The organism is Methanomassiliicoccales archaeon LGM-RCC1, from assembly GCA_030168575.1.
GTDB lineage: Archaea > Thermoplasmatota > Thermoplasmata > Methanomassiliicoccales > Methanomethylophilaceae > Methanoprimaticola.
Genome location: CP115555.1, coordinates 240,504 through 261,520, shown reverse-complemented (window position 1 = coordinate 261,520; position 21,017 = coordinate 240,504). Strand labels below are relative to the sequence as shown.

Annotated in this window: 20 protein-coding genes and 1 tRNA gene; 15 read left to right on the top strand and 6 right to left on the bottom strand. The window is 53.5% G+C overall.

Annotated features, from left to right (window positions below):
* Positions 1–71 precede the first annotated feature (71 nt).
* From cbiD to PED39_01130, 9 genes are all read left to right on the top strand, one after another.
* Positions 72–1,205, top strand: a complete 1,134-nt coding sequence (cbiD, locus tag PED39_01170) for a cobalt-precorrin-5B (C(1))-methyltransferase CbiD (GenBank protein WII07833.1) — start codon at positions 72–74, stop codon at positions 1,203–1,205.
* On the top strand, positions 1,202–2,230 hold the full coding sequence (locus tag PED39_01165; protein ID WII07832.1) for a cobalamin biosynthesis protein: 1,029 nt from the start codon (positions 1,202–1,204) through the stop codon (positions 2,228–2,230). Before cbiD ends, PED39_01165 begins: the two co-directional genes overlap by 4 nt.
* Positions 2,227–4,209 (top strand): precorrin-6A reductase, encoded by a 1,983-nt coding sequence (gene cobK / locus PED39_01160; GenBank protein ID WII07831.1) that lies wholly within the window; start codon positions 2,227–2,229, stop codon positions 4,207–4,209. Before PED39_01165 ends, cobK begins: the two co-directional genes overlap by 4 nt.
* On the top strand, positions 4,206–5,555 hold the full coding sequence (locus PED39_01155) for a cobyrinate a,c-diamide synthase (protein WII07830.1): 1,350 nt from the start codon (positions 4,206–4,208) through the stop codon (positions 5,553–5,555). Before cobK ends, PED39_01155 begins: the two co-directional genes overlap by 4 nt.
* Before the next feature lie 86 nt (positions 5,556–5,641).
* Positions 5,642–6,001 (top strand): 50S ribosomal protein L18e, encoded by a 360-nt coding sequence (locus tag PED39_01150; protein WII07829.1) that lies wholly within the window; start codon positions 5,642–5,644, stop codon positions 5,999–6,001.
* Positions 6,002–6,006: 5 nt separating this feature from the next.
* Entirely contained in the window at positions 6,007–6,432 is a 426-nt protein-coding gene (gene rplM / locus PED39_01145; GenBank protein ID WII07828.1) for a 50S ribosomal protein L13, read from the top strand.
* Between the two features lie 4 nt (positions 6,433–6,436).
* Complete coding sequence (locus PED39_01140; protein ID WII07827.1) at positions 6,437–6,838, top strand: 30S ribosomal protein S9; 402 nt, start codon at positions 6,437–6,439, stop codon at positions 6,836–6,838.
* A gap of 9 nt (positions 6,839–6,847) precedes the next feature.
* Positions 6,848–7,039, top strand: a complete 192-nt coding sequence (locus tag PED39_01135) for a DNA-directed RNA polymerase subunit N (protein ID WII07826.1) — start codon at positions 6,848–6,850, stop codon at positions 7,037–7,039.
* Between the two features lie 90 nt (positions 7,040–7,129).
* Positions 7,130–7,202: transfer RNA gene (locus PED39_01130), tRNA-Pro, on the top strand.
* Positions 7,203–7,548: 346 nt separating this feature from the next.
* Here PED39_01130 and PED39_01125 read toward each other — a convergent pair.
* Complete coding sequence (locus tag PED39_01125) at positions 7,549–8,469, bottom strand: hypothetical protein (protein ID WII07825.1); 921 nt, start codon at positions 8,467–8,469, stop codon at positions 7,549–7,551.
* A gap of 263 nt (positions 8,470–8,732) precedes the next feature.
* Here PED39_01125 and PED39_01120 point away from each other — a divergent pair, with 263 nt between their 5' ends.
* The gene (locus PED39_01120; GenBank protein WII07824.1) at positions 8,733–9,356 is read left to right on the top strand and encodes a hypothetical protein; all 624 of its coding nucleotides are present in this window, start codon (positions 8,733–8,735) and stop codon (positions 9,354–9,356) included.
* A gap of 4 nt (positions 9,357–9,360) precedes the next feature.
* A complete protein-coding gene (cls, locus tag PED39_01115) occupies positions 9,361–10,797 on the top strand; it encodes a cardiolipin synthase (protein ID WII07823.1) in 1,437 nt (478 codons plus the stop codon).
* A 35-nt stretch (positions 10,798–10,832) separates the two neighbouring features.
* Here the strand turns inward: cls and asd are convergent, their stop codons facing one another.
* Positions 10,833–11,918: an aspartate-semialdehyde dehydrogenase gene (gene asd, locus PED39_01110; GenBank protein ID WII07822.1), complete on the bottom strand. Its 1,086-nt coding sequence runs from the start codon at positions 11,916–11,918 to the stop codon at positions 10,833–10,835.
* Positions 11,919–11,921: 3 nt separating this feature from the next.
* Complete coding sequence (locus tag PED39_01105; protein WII07821.1) at positions 11,922–13,688, bottom strand: cation:proton antiporter; 1,767 nt, start codon at positions 13,686–13,688, stop codon at positions 11,922–11,924.
* 249 nt (positions 13,689–13,937) lie between these two features.
* Between PED39_01105 and PED39_01100 the strand changes: the two genes are divergently transcribed.
* Both PED39_01100 and PED39_01095 read left to right on the top strand, forming a co-directional pair.
* Positions 13,938–14,534, top strand: a complete 597-nt coding sequence (locus PED39_01100) for a hypothetical protein (GenBank protein WII07820.1) — start codon at positions 13,938–13,940, stop codon at positions 14,532–14,534.
* Between the two features lie 143 nt (positions 14,535–14,677).
* Complete coding sequence (locus tag PED39_01095; GenBank protein WII07819.1) at positions 14,678–15,373, top strand: hypothetical protein; 696 nt, start codon at positions 14,678–14,680, stop codon at positions 15,371–15,373.
* On the opposite strand, the gene PED39_01090 is transcribed toward PED39_01095, so the two are convergent.
* Positions 15,281–15,661, bottom strand: a complete 381-nt coding sequence (locus PED39_01090) for a hypothetical protein (GenBank protein WII07818.1) — start codon at positions 15,659–15,661, stop codon at positions 15,281–15,283. The two genes, PED39_01095 and PED39_01090, sit on opposite strands and share 93 nt — an antisense overlap.
* 72 nt (positions 15,662–15,733) lie before the next feature.
* Here PED39_01090 and PED39_01085 point away from each other — a divergent pair, with 72 nt between their 5' ends.
* Positions 15,734–16,894, top strand: coding sequence for a hypothetical protein (locus PED39_01085; GenBank protein WII07817.1), 1,161 nt, complete (start codon positions 15,734–15,736; stop codon positions 16,892–16,894).
* On the opposite strand, the gene PED39_01080 is transcribed toward PED39_01085, so the two are convergent.
* Positions 16,867–17,700 (bottom strand): MBL fold metallo-hydrolase, encoded by an 834-nt coding sequence (locus PED39_01080; GenBank protein ID WII07816.1) that lies wholly within the window; start codon positions 17,698–17,700, stop codon positions 16,867–16,869. The genes PED39_01085 and PED39_01080 overlap by 28 nt on opposite strands.
* 94 nt (positions 17,701–17,794) lie before the next feature.
* Here PED39_01080 and PED39_01075 point away from each other — a divergent pair, with 94 nt between their 5' ends.
* Positions 17,795–19,084, top strand: coding sequence for an amidohydrolase family protein (locus tag PED39_01075; GenBank protein WII07815.1), 1,290 nt, complete (start codon positions 17,795–17,797; stop codon positions 19,082–19,084).
* Between the two features lie 32 nt (positions 19,085–19,116).
* Here PED39_01075 and PED39_01070 read toward each other — a convergent pair whose 3' ends face one another.
* Complete coding sequence (locus PED39_01070; GenBank protein WII07814.1) at positions 19,117–20,976, bottom strand: cation:proton antiporter; 1,860 nt, start codon at positions 20,974–20,976, stop codon at positions 19,117–19,119.
* Positions 20,977–21,017: the final 41 nt, after the last annotated feature.

Below are 21,017 nucleotides of genomic sequence, written 5' to 3'. Positions count from 1 at the left end.
CTCTAGGATAGATAAACCAAACAGAAATAAATAGTGTAGTATATGCATAAGGGAAGCAAACACTGGGTACCATGAACGACGACTCCTACGTTTTTGTAAACAACAAGAAGCTCAAACGCGGGCATACCACTGGCACATGCGCAGCCGCAGCTACGAAGGCGGCCACGGAGGCCCTGCTCACGGGGAAACCGGTGGAGTCGGTCAGGATTCACACACCTAAAGGGATCACTCTGGACCTTCCAGTGGAGGATATGCATATCGAGGACGGATACGTCACGTGCGCCGTCAGGAAGGACGGAGGGGACGACATCGATGCCACTCACGGCACCCTCGTGTACTCCAAGGTATCCAAGGCAGAATCAGGTATCAACATCGACGGAGGCTTCGGAGTAGGCAGGGTCACCAGGAAGGGACTCGATCAGCCTGTCGGTAACGCCGCGATCAACCGTGTCCCCCGCTCCATGATCAAGGAGGCGGTGGAGGACGTCAGGTTCTCATCCGATTACAAGGGCGGGTTCGATATCGTCATCTCCGTTCCTGAAGGAGAGGAGATCGCCAAGAAGACATTCAACCCCCGTCTGGGGATCACTGGAGGGATATCAATCCTGGGCACCAGCGGTATCGTCGAGCCTATGAGCGAGACCGCTCTGGTCAATACGATCAAGACGGAGATGAACATGCGCTCCCAGGGCAACAAGGTCCTGCTGGTCGTTCCTGGTAACTACGGAAAGGAGTTCTCCCAAGGGCTTCCGGGGATCGATCCGGAATCCGCCGTAAAGTGCAGCAACTTCGTCGGCGAGATGCTCGATTACGCTTGCGAGATCGAGCGCGATATCGTCCTGGTCTCGAATCTTGGGAAGATCGTCAAGGTCGCTGGAGGCATATTCAACACCCATTCCCGCAATGCGGATGCCAGGATGGAGATCCTGGCCGCGAACGCAGCGGTGGCAGGCGCCAGCCTGGACGCCGTCAAGAGGATAATGAACTGCATCTCCACAGATGATGCGCTGGACATCATCAACGAGGAGAACCTCATACCGGAGGTATCGAAGCTCCTCATAGACAAGATAGAGTTCTACATGAATCACCGCACCGGAGGCGCGATAAGGACATCCGCCGTGATGTTCTCTTCGGTCTACGGGCTTCTGGGCAAGACCAGTCTGGCCGACCAGATGCTTGACGAGATAAGGGAGGAGGACCTATGAGGATCAATGCAATAGCTTTCTCTACGAACGGTTGCAGGACGGCCATCAGACTCAAGGAGGCCTTCCCAGAGGAGGACATCAGGATCTTCGCCAAGACGCAGTGCGACACCCTGGGTGTGGAGCGCATAGAGGAGAAGACCAGCGTATGGACCGGGGAGTCGTTCAAGGAGTGCGATGCGATCGTTTTCATCGGTGCGATAGGCATCGCCGTCAGGTACATCGCACCCTACATCAGATCCAAGGCCGTCGATCCCGCCGTCATCGGCATGGATGAGCACGCCCATTGGACCGTAGCTCTTCTGGCAGGGCACATCGGCGGTGCTAACGCACTGACAGCAAGGATCGCCGAGCGTCTGGGATCGGAACCGATAATCACTACAGCCACCGACCTCAACGGCAAGTTCTCCGTGGACACCTTCGCAACCGTCAACAACCTCAGGATAATGGGGCTGAAGACCGCCCAGGACGTCTCCGTCAGGGTACTGGACGGAGGCTTCGTGGGCTTCACTACAGAGATCCCCGTGCAGGGAGATCTGCCAGCAGGCCTTACATTAGCAGATTCGGGAGAATTCGGTGTGAGCATCTCCACGGATATCGAGAAGAAACCTTTCGGGACGACCATGAGGCTCGTTCCCATGGACATCATTCTGGGGGTCGGCTGCAAACGCGACACGGACCCTGCAAAGCTGAGAGAGTTCATTTCCTCCGTCCTGAAAGAGGACAGGATTCCAGATCAGAGGATCGGTGCTGTATGCAGCATAGATCTTAAGAAGGACGAGGCCGCGATCCTGGAATTGGCAAAGAATTACCGCGTGCCTGCCAAGTTCTTCACGTCAGAGGAACTGCTGGAGCTCGAGGGAGAATTCTCCAAATCGGATTTCGTGAAATCCGTCACCGCAGTCGACTGCGTGTGCGAGAGGTCATCAATCAGGCCGTTCGGAGGGGAGATCATCAGACGCAAGACAGCCAAGGACGGCATGACGCTGGCCATATGCCGCAGGCCCATGGAGCTGAGGTTCCTATGAGCGGAATATTCATCTTCTCGGGCACATCAGAGGGCAGGACCCTGTCCAAGCGCCTGGCGGATGCCGGTGCCGATGTGCATGTCAGGGTCGCCACCGAGTACGGCGCAGAGGTCATGGGCTATGACGAGAGGATAGACGTGAAGGTAGGCAGCTGCGGAGGAGCGGAAGGCATCGCCAACGTCATCCGCGAGAACGGCTATGACACCGTCATCGACGCCACCCATCCCTACGCCCTCAACATCACCGAGCACATCAAGCAGGCCTGCGATGCAACCGGTGCTTACTACATCAGGCTCAAGAGGTCGGATTCGGACACCGATTCCGACAGGATTGTGAAGGTATCGACGGTCCAGGAGGCCATCGACTACCTGAAGGACAAGGAGGGCAACATACTGGCCTCTACAGGATCGAAGGACATAGCCCTCTACACGCAGATCCCCGACTACAAGGAGAGGGTCACCGCGAGGGTGCTATCCACAATGGAATCGGTCCAGAAATGCGCCGAGTACGGCTTCTCCGGCAAGAACCTCATCTGTGCGCAGGGCCCGTTCTCGGAAGAAACAAACTACGCCACGCTGAAGCAGATCGACGCCAAGTACCTGGTCACCAAGGATTCCGGCACTGCGGGAGGATACGAGGATAAGGTCCGTGCCGCCATGAGGGCAGGGGCGACGGTCGTGCTCATCGAGAGGCCGAAGGAAGAAGGTTCAACATACGAGGAGGTCCTGGACATCCTCGGAAAGAGGTTGGGATTGAAGATGGATAAGGAAATTCCCTCTACCAAGAGGATTGTCAACGTCATAGGCATCGGAATGGGCGAGTACGGACTCACCATGACCGCCAAGCAGAGAATCGACGAATCCGATTTCGTGATTGGCGCCAAGAGGATGGTGGAGACCGTAGCCATGGGCAAGGAGATACTCGAGGAATACAGGTCCGACGAGATCATAAAGTACCTAAGAGAGAATCCAAGATACACCAACGTGTCCGTCCTCATGTCCGGGGACATAGGATTCTACAGCGGAGCGAAGAAGCTCCTGGAGAAGCTGGACCGCGATGAGTTCGAGGTCCGTACCGAACCGGGAATATCCTCCGTCGTCTATCTCTGCTCCAAGATCGGCACATCCTGGCAGGACGTGTACATGACCAGCGCTCACGGCAGACCCGCCAACCTCATAGGGCTCAGCAGGACGCACGCCAAGGTATTCACTTTGCTGTCCGAAGAGGATACTGTTCACGCCATGGCAAAGGAGTTCATCGACTACGGGATGGATGTTACCATCACCGTCGGCCAGGACTTCGGATACGACACCGAGAAGGTCTTCTCCGGAAAGCCGGAGGATGTCCTGAAGGAGAGCTTCGGGAAGCTCTGCGTCGCATTGATCTGCAACCCCTCGCCTGTCACCTCGAACCCGATAAGCATCCCCGACGAGGAGTTCATCAGAGGGGACGCTCCGATGACGAAGAGCGAGGTCAGGGCGCTGTCCGTGGCGAAGCTCAAACTGTCAGACGATTCCATCATCTACGACGTCGGAGCGGGTACCGGTTCCGTGTCCATCGAGATGGCCCTGGTGGCCGTCAACGGTATGGTGTACGCGGTGGAGAAGGAGGATCCCGCGGCAGACCTCATCGAGGAGAACAAGATCAAGTTCAAGGCGCCGAATGTTCAGGTCATCAGGGGACTGGCCCCCGAGGCTATGGCCGATCTGCCTGCACCGACACACGCTTTCATCGGAGGATCTTCAGGCAATCTGAAGGATATCATCAAGTGCCTCCTGGACAAGAATCCCGACATCAGGATCGTGATCAACTCGGTCACCATCGAGACACTGGAGGAGACCACGCAGGTCATCAGGGAGTTCGGTCTGGTCGAGGAGGAGATCACATGCATCAACGTCTCCAAGGCCAGGAAGCTCGGCAAGTATCATCTGATGACGGCCCAGAACCCCGTCTACATAGCGGTGGTGGGGGGCAGATGACCCTCCCCAGGTTCCTGATCGCGGCCCCTGCAAGCGGCAGCGGGAAAACACTGATCACATGCGGGATACTGCAGGCCCTGGTCAACAGGGGCCTGAAGGTCGCATCGTTCAAGTGCGGACCCGACTACATCGACCCGATGTTCCACAGCAGGGTCATAGGGACCAGATCCAAGAACCTGGACGCATACTTCGTAGGCACGGACACGCTCAGATACCTCTTCTCCAGGACCGCATCGGAGAACGACATATCGGTCATCGAGGGAGTCATGGGATTCTACGATGGGATTAGCGCGCTGAGCATGGACGCCAGCTCTCACGACGTTTCGAGGAAGCTGGACACTCCCGTCATCCTTTTGCTGAACAGCAAGGGCGCCAGCATATCAAATCTAGCAACTCTGAGAGGATTCCTGGAGTTCACCGACAACAACATCAAGGGAGTCATCTTCAACCAGATGTCCGAGAAGATCTTCAACATGATCAAGCCCGAGGTAGAGAAGCTGGGCCTGAAGGCCATCGGGTATGTACCCAAGGTCAGCCATCTCGTGCTGGAGAGCAGGCATCTAGGTCTGGTCCTACCGAACGAGATAGACGAGCTGAAGGAGAAGCTCAACCAGCTGGCAGAGGTCCTGGAAGGATCTTTGGATATCGACCTCCTGATCGAACTTGCATCCTCAGCTCCTGACTTGGAATACAAGATCCCTGAGGTCAAATCTTTGCCTTCACCCGTAAGGATCGGACTCGCTCAGGACGATGTCTTCTGCTTCACCTACGAGGACAACATCGAGATCATGAGGAGGATGGGTGCCGAGATCGTGGAGTTCTCCCCGCTGAACGATGAGCACCTTCCCGATGTGGACGCAATCGTCCTCTCCGGAGGGTATCCCGAGCTCCACGCAACGAAGCTCTGCTCAAACAAGTCCATGATGAAGGAGATCCGCGATAAGGTCGCAGAGGGCATGCCCTGCCTGGCCGAATGCGGAGGCTTCATGTATCTCCATGACAGGATCGAGGACAGCGAAGGGGTCATGCACGACTCCTGCGGTGTCATCAAGGGTGAGGTGAGGAACACCAAGAAACTCTCCAGATTCGGATACATCACGGTGTCTTCCGAGGCATCGGATTCCATACTGAAGGACGGTCCCGTGAAGGGTCACGAGTTCCATTACTGGGACAGCGACAACTGCGGAGGATTCTGGAAGGCCGTCAAGACCAACGGCACCGAGTACACATGCATGCACGAGGAAGGCAATCTCGTCGCCGGTTATCCCCATCTGTACTTCTATTCGAACCCCGATGTACCCTACAACTTCCTGCAGAAGGTCCTTGCCTACAAGAGCTCCCGCTGACCCTGTCCCTATAATACACGCGTAGATACCTTTATATTAGGGACGTGAATACGAGGGTCTACCCAAATGTCGGGAGAGTCAGAAATATGACAACAGCAAAGACAAACCCCCAGTTGGTTGCCACGATCGATAATCTGAAGGCAATCACCAGGGACAACAACGCTGCTATCTGGCGAGACATCGCGCTTAGGCTCGAGAAACCCAAGAGGAACTGGGCCGAAGCGAATCTCAGCAAAATCGAGAGGTATGCCGCAGACGGAGAGACAATCCTCGTCCCCGGTAAAGTTCTCGCAGCAGGTAGCATCAGCAAGAAGGTAACAGTAGCCGCATACAGCTTCTCCGATGCTGCCGCGAAAGCAATCGTAGCCGCAGGCGGAAAGACGCTGTCCCTCGAGGAGCTCGCAAAGGAGAACCCCAAGGGAACCGGTGTCAGGATCATGAGGTGATTTGGATGGTTACAGTTATCGACGGAAGGAACCTCATTCACGGAAGGCTCGCAGCCATTGTCGCGAAGAGGATCATGAACGGCGAGGAGATCGTCGTCGTCAACGCAGAGGCCATTGTCATCACCGGTAAGAAGGAGAACACCTTCGCCGACTTCAAGGCAAAGGTCGACCGCGGAGACACAACCAAGAGGAAAGGACCATTCTACCCCCGCAGGGCGGATCTCCTGTTCAAGAGGTGTGTCAGAGGAATGATCCCCTGGACCAGCACCAGCGGAAGAGAAGCCTACAGGAGACTCCACGTCTTCGTCGGAACCCCTAAGCAGTTCCAGGAGTCGGAGATGGAGAAGCCTGAGGGAGCAGTGAAGAAGATCGGCGGTTACTACACGACCCTGGGAGCCGTATCCAAATACCTGGGTTCAAAAGTGAGGTGATTCCATGGTTGAGTGCGTAAACACAAGTGGAAAGAGGAAGACCGCTATCGCAAGGGCAGTTGTTAAGGCTGGTACCGGAAAGGTCACCATCAACAAGGTCCCTATCGACGTCTTCACCCCCGAGCTCGCAAGGCTGAAGATCGAGGAGCCCCTCGGTCTCGTTCCTGAGAAGGCAGAGAAGGTCGACATCGCCGTCACCGTGAACGGTGGAGGAGTCATGGGCCAGGCGGCCGCAGCAAGGACCGCCATCGCCAGGGGACTCGTCCAGTTCTACAAGGACGACGAGCTCGAGTCCGTCTTCAGGGAGTACGACAGGACCCTTATCATCAACGATGACAGAAGGAAACTGCCGAAGAACCCGCAGGGACCCGGAGCACGTGCAAAGAAGCAGAAGTCCTACCGTTGAAGTGATAGCATGATAATACCCGTGAGATGTTTCACATGCGGAAAGGTCGTGGGCTCAGCCTACCCCGAGTACGATAAGCGCGTGAAGGCAGGCGAGAACCCCAAGGACGTCCTGGACGACCTCGGATTCGAGAGATACTGCTGTCGCAGGATGATCGTCTCCCATGCTGATCTGATCGGCGAGATCGCGCCTCTAGGATAAAACAGTGAAAAAACCCGTCTGGGCATCCGCCCAGGCGGGCACTTTAATGCACAAACGATTTAAACAGAAACAGATTACCCCGATTCTGTCGGGCCCGTGGGGTAGCTTGGTATCCTTCGTGCTTGGGGTGCACGTAACTCCAGTTCAAATCTGGGCGGGCCCACTTCGATTTATGTCAATTGACATAAAAATCGCACCCACTCAAACCTAGTCTGGGTAGATACAAATGCTCTCAAATCCCTTAGGAAGACGATGTTGTGAGAGTGTGAATCGGAGCACTGTTAAAACTCGATCCACTCCTTGTTCAGTATAAGCATGGGGCAGATATTTCAGATTGGATCCGCGGCTTTCGTTCAAGATGCCAATTTGGAATTCATCTTCGCGAGCTGGAAGTAGAAATCGGTCTGAAAACGGGCTATGTTATGCTTCATAGCTCTGTTGAGATTCCCTGTCAGGTGCGTTGGGAATACAAAATGTAGAGGCGGCCGTCGGCCACCTCTGGTTGGGTTTCAGAGCTTTATGAGGCTGGTGCCTTTCAGGGTCATTTCCTGAGTATCGCCCTGTGTGGTCTTGTAGAGGACGTTATTCGAATCGAAGTAGAATGTCATGGTAACTTTGTCAAATCCGTGATCCTGGTATGTTCCCTCCTGGACGGTCACCTTCTTCTTTCCGAAAGCGGTGTCAATGGTCTCGGAGTATTTCTGACCGTATGCCACTTTATACATCTCTTCGAGGTTCTTCTGCTCATATTCATATGACACAAGGGCGAGGAATTGAGTTTTGGTAAACTCTATGCCTGATTCGGTCTTTATTTTCTCTCCATCGATGGATTTGATGACGATTTTTTCGGTCATATCCGTGTTCTCGTCTTGGACAACAGTTATGGTACACAGATCGCCATCCAGATTCGATACGGTGATTGTGGTTTCTAAATTCGAACCTAAGGTGCTCTTCGTCTTTGTGAAAGAACCGTTGGTGACCACTTGTTCATCGAGTGTCTTTGTGAGATCCAGGTTCGTGTCCAGCAATTCTACGCTACCGGTTCCCATAATTGTTTTATCGAAGGTCTCTTTGTATTTAACGCCAGATTTCGGTTCGATATACATTGCGAATTCGCCGAATTCTGCACTAGTCTGTTTGTAAACGTCACAAACGACATTCTGTCCTTTGTACTCTATTGTCTCTGTGCCGGTCTTTTCAAATCCTTCTGTGGTGACGTAAAGGAAGTTAGCCAGGAAAGAAGCGACCTCGTAGTCATCATGAACTTCGGTGTTTTTACCGTGTGATGATATCTCGACTTCGATGTAATCGCCCACTTTCAAATCTGTTCTGATGTTGTCATCGCCGCTGTTGTTCAGCAGGAAATAGGCTCCTACTCCAGCCACAGCGATGATCGCAACTAAAATAACCGCTATGTAAGATGATTTCATAATTGTCTAGCACATTAGGTAATAAAAAAAGGTAATTACAGGACAGTCGGAATTTTAACATCAGACGAGTCGGTTGGCTATAGCATCCAGTAAAGCCTTAGGAATTATACTGCATCCGTCACAGGTCTTTCGGGAATCTGGTCTGTTGATATGCATCAGATGTTGGGGATGACGGCATAGGTCAGTACGAAATAGACCTGTTAAGAGCCGGCAATACATACTAAATTTATACCGTTAAACCGCTTCCAGCACCTGGTAATAGAATGTTGTTCTTCGAAAATGAGAAGGTTCTTGGGCTAGTATTCTGGGCCGTAGCCGCCTTCTTTATCTTCGACTCTGTCCTCGTGATGCTGATCCCGTTCGGATTCATTGACATGGAAATTCCGATCGAGGTCGCAGATGTTGTTCTGTTCTGTGTAATAGTAGGTTCAGGGAGGCTCATCTCTGCCCTGCTGTACGCTTGGAACGCTCACAGGGTCATGATAGGGAAGGTCTCCGGCAGCGTTCAGATACTCTCCCAATATGTCATAATCGTCGGTGTGACCACACTGATCATAGAGGTTATGGACGCCATCGGCGAGATAGTATGCATCGGATCGTTGGCCGACGGTCTGATAACGATGGCGATAGGCATAGTATTCTGTGTGGTCCTGATGCTGGTCTCATACAAGATAGGCAAGGGAAAGAAAGGGCCTCTGAAGAAGTTCCTTTGGGCTGTACTGGTAATCGCCTTCATCATCATGGCGGTATACAACGTCCTTCCCGTAGAATCGTATGAGGATCTGATCTACTGCACCAGCCATCTGATCATCGCCATCTTCATGCTCCTCTTCCTTCTGGATACCGGGGTCAGAGAGGAGATGGGATTCAAACCGAGGAGGGTGTGATAGCATGATAGACTGGTTGACTCAGTTTGCCATCGAGATGGATGTGATATTCCTGCTCTTCCTGTTCTTCTCGGAGAGAGGCCATCCTGCTAAGCTGATCATGTGGGCGCTGGCCTTCATATTCCTCCCGGTGGTAGGTTTCGTGATCTATCTGTTCATCGGACAGTCGTTCTATTCGAAGCATGTCTTCAGTCTCAAAGGCGTGAAGGACGATAAGATAGAGGACGAATTCAAGATCGCCAAGGACGACATAGATACGGAATCGGATCCGGACTACCGCGAGCTGATGACGGCCGTTCACAACATGGGCGGTCTGGGCTATTCGAGGGATAACAACGTCCGCCTCTACACCTTGGGGGAGGACAAGTTCAAGGACATGTACGAGGACCTCAGGGCCGCGAAGGATTTCATCAACATCGAGTACTACATAGTGAGGAACGACGAGCTCGGAAACGAGCTTCTGGAGATCCTGACGCAGAAGGTCAAGGAGGGTGTGGAGGTCAGGTTCCTCACCGATTATTTCGGTGTCGGGAAAGGGCCCAAGGCCGCCATCAAGAAGTTCAGGCAGGCCGGGGGCAAGTTCGGGGCATTCCACAACGTCATTTGGCTGATGTTCAGCCCCAAGAAGAACAACCGTAACCACAGGAAGATCGCCGTCATCGACGGAAAGATCGCTTACTGCGGGGGATTCAATGTCGGCGACGAGTACCTGGGAAAGGGACCGTTGGGATTCTGGAGGGACACCGCAGTCCGCATAACCGGTTCCGCCGTCAAGCCTCTGATGCTTAGATTCCAGATGGACTGGGAGTACGCAACGAAGGAGCCTCTGAGCTCCGACAGGGAGGGAGTCAAGCGCTTCTATCCCGATGCGGATCAGAGCACCAGCGGCGAGACCAGGATCATCACCGTGTCCGGAGGTCCGGATGTCTCTGATTTCAACCCGGTCAGGCTGGAGTACCTTGCGCTGATCAACAAGGCAAAGAAGTCCGTGTATCTCCACTCGCCCTACTTCATACCGGACGATTCTCTTCAGGACGCACTCACCATGGCAGCGGCCAGGGGAGTGGATGTCAGGGTCATAATCCCGGACAAGCCGGACCACATGTTCGTCTTCTGGAATAACATCCGCTGTGCATACGCCGTCATGGGCAACGGAGTGAAGGTGTACATGTACAACCGCGGATTCGTGCATTCCAAGACAATGGTGGTCGACGGGGAGTACTGCTCCGTCGGTTCGGCCAACTTCGACGACCGTTCGCTCGTGCTCAACTTCGAGACCAACGCGATGATCCTGTCCAAGGAGATAGGCCGTCAGATGGACGAGGCATTCATGGAGGATCTGGAGTACTGCACGGAATACACCCGCGAGGATTACGAGAACCTCAACGGATATCAGCAGGCCAGAGTAGCCGTCTCAAGGCTGTTCAGCAGCCTGTCCTGAGAAAAAACTCAGACGGGGGATATCCCCCGTCGTTTTCATTCTTTTTTGGCGATAAGGCCCTTTGCGGTCAGCAGTTCGGCGCATAGAACTGCGCCTCCGGCCGCACCGCGGAGGGTGTTGTGAGACAGCCCTACGAACTTCCAGTCGTAGACGCTGTCGGGTCTGAGCCTTCCGACCGTGACACCCATGCCGTTCTCGTAGTTCACGTCCTTGATGACCTGGGGACGGTCATCCTCCTGGAAGTACTTGATGAACTGCTTCGGTGCACTGGGAAGATCGAGGTCCTGAGGCTCTCCCTTGAACTCCTCCATCTTCTGGATGAGCTGCTCCTTGGTTGCCGGTTTCCTAAGTTTGACGAACACGGCCGCGGTGTGTCCGTACAGGACGGGGACGCGGATGCATTGGCTGGTGATCAGGGGGCTGGTCGCAGGGACGATCTCACCGTTCTCGACCTTTCCCCAGATACGGAGGGGCTCCTTCTCGCTCTTGTCCTCCTCGCCGGAGATGTAGGGTATGACGTTGCCCACCATCTCGGGCCAGGTGTCGAAGTTCTTTCCCGCTCCTGAGATGGCCTGGTAGGTGGTCACGATGACCTCGTAGGGCTCGAACTCCTTCCATGCCTCAAGAACCGGAGTGTAGCTCTGGATCGAGCAGTTGGGCTTGACGGCTATGAATCCGCGTTTAGTGCCGAGGCGCTTCTTCTGTGCCTCGATGACCGCCATGTGGTGCGGGTTGATCTCGGGGAGGATCATGGGTACGTCGGGGGTCCAGCGGTGAGCGCTGTTGTTGGATACGACCGGGATCTCCTTCTTGGCGTAGTCGTCCTCGATCTTCCTGATCTCCTCCTTCGACATGCTGAGGGCGCTGAACACGAAGTCCACCTTGCTGCAGATATCGTCTATGTCGGCCACGTTCTGTACCATCATCTTCCCGATCTTCTCGGGGACCGGTGTCTCGATGCTCCAGCGTCCTCCGAGGGCATCCATGTATGTCTTGCCCGCAGAACGCTCGCTGGCGGCGAGCACGGTGATCTCGTACCAGGGGTGGTCTGCCAGCAGGGACACGAATCTCTGCCCCACCATACCGGTGGCACCTAGTATTCCGACTTTCAACTTATCCATTTTTCATTCCTCCGAATGGGACTCGCTCTCAGCCCCTAGTTTGCTTAAGACCTTTTCAAGTGATTTGCTCCTCTTACCGACCTTGAACCTGTAGACCTGGTAGATTGCTACTGCAAGGACGATGCATGCGCTGACGAATATCTGGTAGCCGGTATCCAGCGGATTGGGGACCAATGCCACGATCAATATGTCGACCACTCCTGCTATCAGGAGCGGGTTCATGGTCTCGTAGAATTTCGCCCTGTCCTCAGGTATGTCCCTGTTGTTTTTCAGCTTACCCATGGAGAGGAGATAGAGCAGCACACGTATGTTCGAGACCTGCCTCATGCAGGGTCTGAGCAATATCAGGATGTTGATGAACAGGAGCACATACATCGCAAGCGTCTTGTCTATTCCGAAGCTCTCCTGGAGCCATCCGCATCCCGGCCCATATCCGAAGTAGAACAGGACCTCGACGACGATTATCAGGAACAAGTTGAAGTAGACCGACCCCAGACCTGATGTGAATGCCTGCCTCATGTTCTGTGACAGCGTGTTGAGGTCATCATAGAATCTGTCCCTGACAGAGGTCAGTCTGGCGAAGCCCCTCTTTACTCCGTTGGGGCATGCCTTGTACAGTGCATCATAGCCTTTGCCCGAGTATCTGGTCAATATGGGCAGGAAGATCATGGAGATAAGCGCCGCTCCGATGACGGACGAGTAGAATCCCTGATCCACCACGCCGTTGTCCAAAGCCTGCTTGGCGATGATGAAGGCGAATTCTCCCATGGCGCACAGGCCGATAGCCGACACGAATCCGGTGCGTTGATCACCGTTGCCCACCCAGTATCCCAAGTACACGGTCGCGGTCTTGCATATCGCGAATACCGCGTATATGATGAAGATGAGGGCCAGATTCTCGGCCAGACTGCCCAGGGTGACCTCCATTCCCACAGATATGAAGAACATGGCCATGAACAGGCTCTTTATCGGGTCCACGAAGTGCTCCACCGCATGTTTCGGACGAGAAGTTCCCACTATTACACCCATCAGGAATGCTCCGATTGCGACGGACAGCCCCATCTTGGTCGCGGCGTAGGACAGGACGAACAACGCACCTATGCAAAGCAGCGAGATCAGCTCGTCGTTGGACCTCATGTAGAACCAATCTATGATGCGGGGGACGATGTAGAGTCCGAGCGTGAAGCAGGCAACCATGAATATGGCGATCTCTGCGATGAGTATCGCCAGGTCTTCTGTGCCCATGGAGCCTCCCGTCAGCATGGGGGTGAGCATCGAGAGCATTATGACCTGTCCGATGTCCTCCATTATGGTGACCAGAACCAGCAGCTCGATATGCTCCTTGTCCAGCTGCCCCTGTGACTGAAGGACGGCCATCACGACGGCCGTACTTGAACCGGATATTATGCAGCCCAGGCATATGCACTGGAGCGTATTGAATCCGAGAAGGAAACCCGCCAGCACCCCGCCTATGACCATCAGCGGAAGCTGGACGGCGGCGACGATGACTGCGAATTTACCCTGTTCCTTCAGTTTGCGTATGTCGATCTCCATCCCTATGGAGAACATCAGCATGATCAATCCGATATCGGAGAAGATCTCGACCACCAGGTCGGCTTCCTCAGCCACGTGTATGTAGTTGGCAATCAGGATACCCGCGGTTATGAACCCCAGAAGGGGCGGGAACTTGATCTTGTTCATCACGATCGACAGGAACGCTGCCAGTATGACGAGGGTTGCCATGATTGCTATGAGGGTCGTTTCTTCCATAGGGTGCCTTCTTAGTTGGGATGATAGGCCAACGGTATCCATCCCCATTAATAAAGGGTTCGCATGTGTGCGCGTGAGGCGATGCTGTTATTTCTGTGCCGTATGAAGCAATATTCAATAGGTGTTAAGCTGATTGTACCAGAGCTCCTAACAAACTTATGTTTCCGACGTTGGCACATTCGTCCAAATGTACAATTTTACTGACAAAACAGCGTAACCTGTATATATCCTCAAAACGAATTCATGTCCATGGGATTCTTTAGCGAACCTAAACACGCCGGAACGGCGTACGTGATCGTAGCTATCCTGCAGATTCTTGGAGCATTGATTTCAATAATCCTCGCTGCTATGGATGCAGAAATCGCCCTTGTACCCGTCGTCATTTCAGGCATCGGAGCCATAATCGCCGGTGTCATCATGTTCGGATACGGTAACAAGGTCAGGACAGGAGTCATCTCTGATAAAGTCGAGATTCTCGCACAGTTCGTTAGGATTGTCGGAATTGTGATGATCATCACAGCGGTATTCGAATGCATCGCAAAAGTTGTCGAGGGTATGGACCTCGGGACCGAGATGTACACAGCAATCATCACGATCGTTCTCGGTCTTATCGTCATCTTCTGCGCCAGTAAGATCAACGATGGAAAGAAGACCGGAGGGGACAAGGTCATATGGATCTTCCTCCTGTTGATCTTCATCGTCGAGATTCTCTTGGCAATCCTCACCATCGTAGTAGGACTGATTCTCATCATTCCTGCCATAATCGGTATCTGCAACCTCGTCCTCTACGGATGCATGTTTGCACTGCTTATCGACAACGATGTGAAGAACGCAATGAACATGTGAGTACACGATCACTAAACCCTTTCCCCAAACCCCTTACTTTTCCACTTTCGGTCTTGCTTTTCAGATACTGGCTTGCGTTCTTGTGCAAAGCTGTTCGGTGACCTCCCTGTGAGGCTCTTATATCCTTACTCTTCATCAGCACCGTGGTCTGCGAAGATGCGATCAGGGCACTGATATCGGATGCCCTGTGCGAATTGGATTCGAGTTTCGGGAGGTACGACTCCGGCAGAGTGGTCTCTGGCAACAAGGTGCCGTCCTACAAGGACGTGGTTACCAAGGAGGACCCCCTAAGGCTGACGCAGAGGGTATTGGTGAATCCTGTGATGGTCTGTCTGGGGTATTCGTCACTGTATTCGGGCGATGTGTTCGAAGGCAGAGTGCCCGGAGTGTCTCTGGCAACGGTATCGATGAATTCCGTGCTGTCCTCGGCATCGTCTCGGGTTCTCTGCGCCATGAATGCCGATGATGCGCCCAGAGGGATAGCGACCGATGGATTCCGTTGGTTGCTGGCCGTCCGTCATGGCGATAGGAACAGAGTATGCGCAATGTCGGATCTCAGGCCGTATTACATAGAGGTGCTTGACAGGGACAGGTTCCGTGCGGCTGTACCGGAGAGCGATGATGTGCTTTCCGAATTCATCAGAATCTTCTCCAGTTCTCGGATCGGGCGAGATCCGATACGAATATGCGGCGATAAAAGAAAGGAAGGGGTTTCCGCCCATTTGGGCGGTATTGGTTTTGCAGCCTCAGATACCGAACCACTCTTTGACACCAGGTCTGAAGAAGTACCAAATCAGGAGGATGTCGATAATGGTTCCGACGATTCCATAGGGGAATGAGAGGATTCCCATAATCGCGGAGAGGATGTAAAGGATGACTGCTATGTACCAAATGGGTTTCCAACCCTTGAGGTATCCGATAGCGATCACGAGTGCGATTATTGCAGTTACAATGCCAACCGCGGAGATGTATCCGGCGATAAATTCAGATCCAGGAATCATAGATGCGATGTACTCAGCAAGCGCAGCTCCTCCTATGATACTGCCTACGATCAAAATGACTGCACCGATCAATCCAAGGATACCAAGGATGGTGATCAATAATGGACGAGTTTTACCTTCTGCCATGTGCCCTATATCGGCAAACTACGTTAAATAAACCATCGCCAGATTTATTATCTGGGGGGCTGTTTTGCAGCCATGAACGGCAGGGACAAGGCCATCTTATCTGCTATAGGCGTAGCCATTGCAGTGGTTGTCGTGGCCATCATCGTCACACTGCCGCATGAGGCCCCTGTCGTTCCGGACGACCCTGATCCGGAAATATCGCCGTATCCCGAGGGAATAACATTCGATAAGACCACATCCACCCTCATGTCGGAGGAATCTGTCGTCTGGACAGTCGTGGATCAGCTGAAGGAGCATATCGACAAGATCAAGGATAAGGATGAGTATGGGGGGAAGTCATTGACTTTCGATCCCGGATTCTACAAGGTCACTGTCGGAGAGGACACGTTCGATCTGATCATCGACGGAAAGATCACCAAAGAGATGTCCTGGAAATACCATCTGGCCAAAGAGGTCTACGACGTCTCAGTAAGCTACGAGATAGACATCTCTGAACTGGCGAACATAATGATTGAGAACAGGGAATGGAACGATAACACCAGGTTCAAGTTCGTCGACCTTCCGAGGGAAGTCTACGTGAATGAAACCGTGCGCTCCATCGTATCACAGTTGGAGTCCAGGTACTTGGAGATAGGAGGATCGCTCGAAGACAGGCAGTCGTACGCCGATTTCCTCATATCCTTCGCACAGCTCGGGATCAAGTACCCCCACAGGACCTACACCTGGGTGGACGATATGGGAAATCCAGTCTACGACAGGGATATATTCGGGAATTCGGTGCCGAAGACTTCTACCGATTACGAGGTCTGGGGTTGCGAAGAGTACTGGGCCAATTCCCTGGAGACGTTGTTCTTCGGCATAGGCGATTGCGACGATTCCGCTGCCGTTGGTTGTGCGTTATTCAAGGCCGCAGGGTTCCGTACCGCCATGGTTGGTGTCCCTGGTCACGTTGCCGCCAGTGTTGCCTTGGATTCATTTGAGGAACGCAATCTGGAGGACTACAAGGACTTCCTGAACACATACAGGGTATTCACGAAGTCCTCAGGATACGATATAACCGGCCAGGATACTGAGATACTGTACTATGGTGTGGATACCACGAAGGGGCAGGCGCCGGTAGGTTACCTTCTGAAAGGTTCTGCGGAAAGCATCGGAAAGGAGACCATGTATTGGGGAATGGCAGGATACTACCCCGTGTCTGAGGATCAGACCGAGCTGGACGGAATCCAGTGATCATCGAAGGTCTCTGCATCCGATAGGTTCAGTTCCTCACCGACATCCAGTATCATCAGGTCACGGGCCGCTACGGTACGGATTCCTGTGGCGTCTTCTGTCATCTTCGCTTCGTTCTCCGGACCTCTCCTGATGATGACCACTCCAAGGTGGATGAATATTGCAAGCTCCGGTTTCACGATTTCTATGAACTTGATCGCATCGTCGGTGCAGAGATGCCATTTTATGCGGTTACCCATGGGCGTCGTCACCGGGAGGATGAGCACCCTGGTCCCGATGTACTGCTGAGCGATCTCCACCGAGAACTCCGTATCGCTGACGTATGACACGTCACCGTGATCGGTGTGGAAGACGAATCCCACGTTGGTGGGGTCGCTGTGGACCGCCTTCTTAATGTCCACACGCATTCCGTCGACATCCAGGACATCGCCGGGCCTGAACACCTTGTAACCTTCCACGATCCTCAGGTGGTAGGGCGACACGCAAGGCCCCAGCCCAGCTTCGCCCTCTATCACAGTGGGCGACCCGTAGATGTGCCCCCTCTTCTTCCATCCGCCGTGAGACATCCCCTCGGCCACGCATTCGGCATCCGAATAGTGATCGGGGTGGCAGTGGGAGATGATCATCGACGATGTGTTGCAGACGTCATAGTGGATCCTCTGCATCTGGACCAGCGCACCCGGTCCAGGGTCGACGTTGAGCATCTTCCCATCATGCTCGATGAGCATTCCGCCGGTGGACCTGACCTGATACATGGTGGTGTGCCTACCACCGCCGGTTCCCAAGAAAGTGATGCGGAATGCCATGCTATCAACATCCTCTCAATGGTTCTGCGGATTATAATATGAATCTCTCAACGAATCAATCAACGTTATATGGGTGCTCGGGGATTATCCGCTCATGATAACAGCGATCCGTAACGCCTGGATTGTCACACAGAACGCATCCAGGGACATCATCCGCGGGGATGTGGTCATAGACGGCGAGAAGATCGTGTCCGTCGGCCCTGAGTACAAGGGCACCGCAGAACGCGAGATCGACGCCACCGGCGATATCGTCATGCCCGGTATGATCAACACCCACACCCATGTGGCCATGTCCGTGATGAAGGGCGTGGTGGACGATCTCACGTTCCCCGATTTCCTCGATAAGGTATTCAAGATCGATTCCGACCGTACAGATTACGATCTGGACATTGGTACGAAGGTCGGGTGCATGGAGATGATCCGCAGCGGTACGACGACCTTCATGGATCTCTACTACTCGGAGGATGTGATCGCAAAGGCAACCCAACAGGCCGGGATAAGGGGAGTGCTTTGCTGGTGCTGTCTCGATGAGGATAAGACCACGCAGAAGGGCAATCCTGTCCAGAACTGCAAGAACTTCTATTCCAAGTTCAAGGGCGAGAGGAAGATCGTTCCCGGAGTAGGACTCCAAGGAGTCTATGTGTGCAACGAGGAGACCTGCGTAAGCGCGGCACAGTTCGCTGACGAGGTCAACGCTCCGTTGAACTTCCACCTTTCGGAGACGAGGGGGGAGGTGGCTGACCACAAAAAGAAGACAGGCATGAGGCCCGCCGAGTGGCTGTCGGAGATCGGCGCTCTGACTCCGCACATGGTCGCTGCACATTCTGCATGGTTGACCAAGAGAGAGGTCATGCTCATGGGCAAGGTAGGAATGTCTATCTCATCATGTCCTGTATCCAACATGAAGCTGGCTACCGGAGGCGTGGCCCCTGTGCCCGAGCTCACGGAGGCAGGAGTGAACGTATCATTCGGAACCGACGGGAACACCACAAACAACACCCTCGACATGTTCGCCGAGATGAAGTCCCTCGGACTGCTTCAGAAGTCCAGCAGATGGGACCCCGTTGTATGCGGAGCACAGCAGCTTCTTGATTTCGCTACCATAAACGGTGCGAAGGCCGTCGGTATGGCGGACAAGATCGGTTCGCTGGAGCCCGGCAAGTACGCCGACCTGATCATACTCGACGGAAAGGCACCAAACATGAGGCCTCTGGTCCCCGAGAACATGATCGCCAACATAGTCTACTCCGGAAACGGCCTCAACACCAAGACCGTGTTCTGTCAGGGAGACATGGTCATGCAGGACGGCAACATCCTGACTTTGGACAAGGATGACATCCTGTCCAAGTCGGAGGATGTCTGGAGACAGCTCTGCATCAGATGAAAACACAATCTGCCCGGATTCTCCGGGCAGGATCATTCTTCTCTCATATCCCCGGTATCTATCGATACGGAATACTTCTCTTCGTTCAGCAATTCCTGCTCGCGGACCTTCTCGTTGAGCATCTTCAGGAACATATCCGTATCGACGATCTCGTATTCGTCGACACCCATGGTGTATGATCCCATATTGGACCTGTATTTGATGGCCTTCCTGTTGTAAAGCAACAGCACCGCCAATGCGACGATCAGGACCACGATGTGCTCCCAGATGCCAAGATCGTTGGGGATGATGATTATGATGGTGATCGAGACGATCAGTCCAGTGATGGGCGTGTTGGACCTCATGAACCATTCCATGAACGTGTCCGCCTGAGTCCTGGAGGACTTACGGATGTGTCCTCCGTTGGTGAGGACGCTGATGGTCTTGATGTTGTTGATGATCCTGATGATGGGAACATAGATCACGATGAGGTTCAGAACGAGGACGATCATACTCCATAGATATGCCCCGCCGCCGAAGTATTTCATTCCCCATTCCTCGAAGAATGTTGACAGCATGATGAACGCTATCTCTATGACGACCACTGCTACGATGTAGATGTAGATGTTCCTCAACGTGGTCTGGAATTCCTTCTTGGTCTTCTTGGAGGACCTGTTGACCCTGGCGTATGCTGAGGTCTTCACGTAATCAACGGAAAGCAGTGCCTTACGTAAAGGCGTAGGACACCTCTTGGAAAGGCCGTCCCATATGATCCCGGACTTCTTCGCTATTATCGGAAGGATCACCATGGACAGTAGAGCGGCTCCGACGACCGATGTATAGAAGGAAACATCGATCACGTTGTAGTCAAGTGCCTGCTTGGCGATGATGAATGCGAATTCTCCCATGACGGCGAGGCTGATCGCCGATATGAAACCGGTACGGGGGTTCTCGTTGCCCATCCAATATCCGAGGAACACGGTGGAGATGATAAGGGTGGCGAACATTCCGTAGATCACCACGATCATGCCTATGTTGTCTATCAGCGTCTCTATTTGGATCTCCATTCCGACGGAGATGAAGAACATGGCCATGAATATGTTCTTCATGGGCTCGATATCGTGAGTGATCTCTCTGCTCTTCCTGCTGGATGCGATCATCATTCCCATGAGGAACGCTCCGATAGCGACGGACAGTCCTGCGAAGTTCGCAAGCAGCGCCATACCGAACGCCATTCCGACGGCGAAGATGGTCAGTACCTCCGATGATACGTTATCCGAAAGCCAGTTGATGACACGGGGCATGAGCCTCAGTCCAGCGAAGATACTGACGAGCATGAACACGACGATGCTTACGATCATCGCAGCCAATCCTCCCGGGTCCATGCTAGAACCGGCCATCATAGGCGTGAGCACGGACAGCAGTATGACCTGTCCGATATCCTCCATGATAAGGACAAGGATGAGAGTGGCCTTGTGGTCGCTGTCGAGGAGGTTATGCGTGGACATAACGGCCAGCACCACAGCGGTGCTGGAGCCAGACATTATCGCACCTATGACCATGCTCTGGAGGGATGTGAGTCCGAGCACGAAGCTACCAATGACGATGCCCAAAAGCATAGTGACCGGAAGCTGGACCAGCGCCACCTCCATAGCGAACAGACCCTGCTTACGGATCTTCTTCATGTTGATTTCCAAACCTAGGCAGAACATCAGGATGATCAATCCCATGTTGGACAGGATCTCGACGACCTCTTCTCCGATTTCGGTGATGGACCAGAGGTTTGACAGGATGATACCCGCCATCAGGTATCCTATGAGGGGAGGGAGCTTGATTTTGTTGAAGATGATGGAACAGACTGCGGCCAACAGCAAGAAAGTTGCCAAGCTGGTCAAAAGTATAATCTCGTCCATCTCATCCCTAAAGACGTACGTGCATATGTTAATATAAAAAT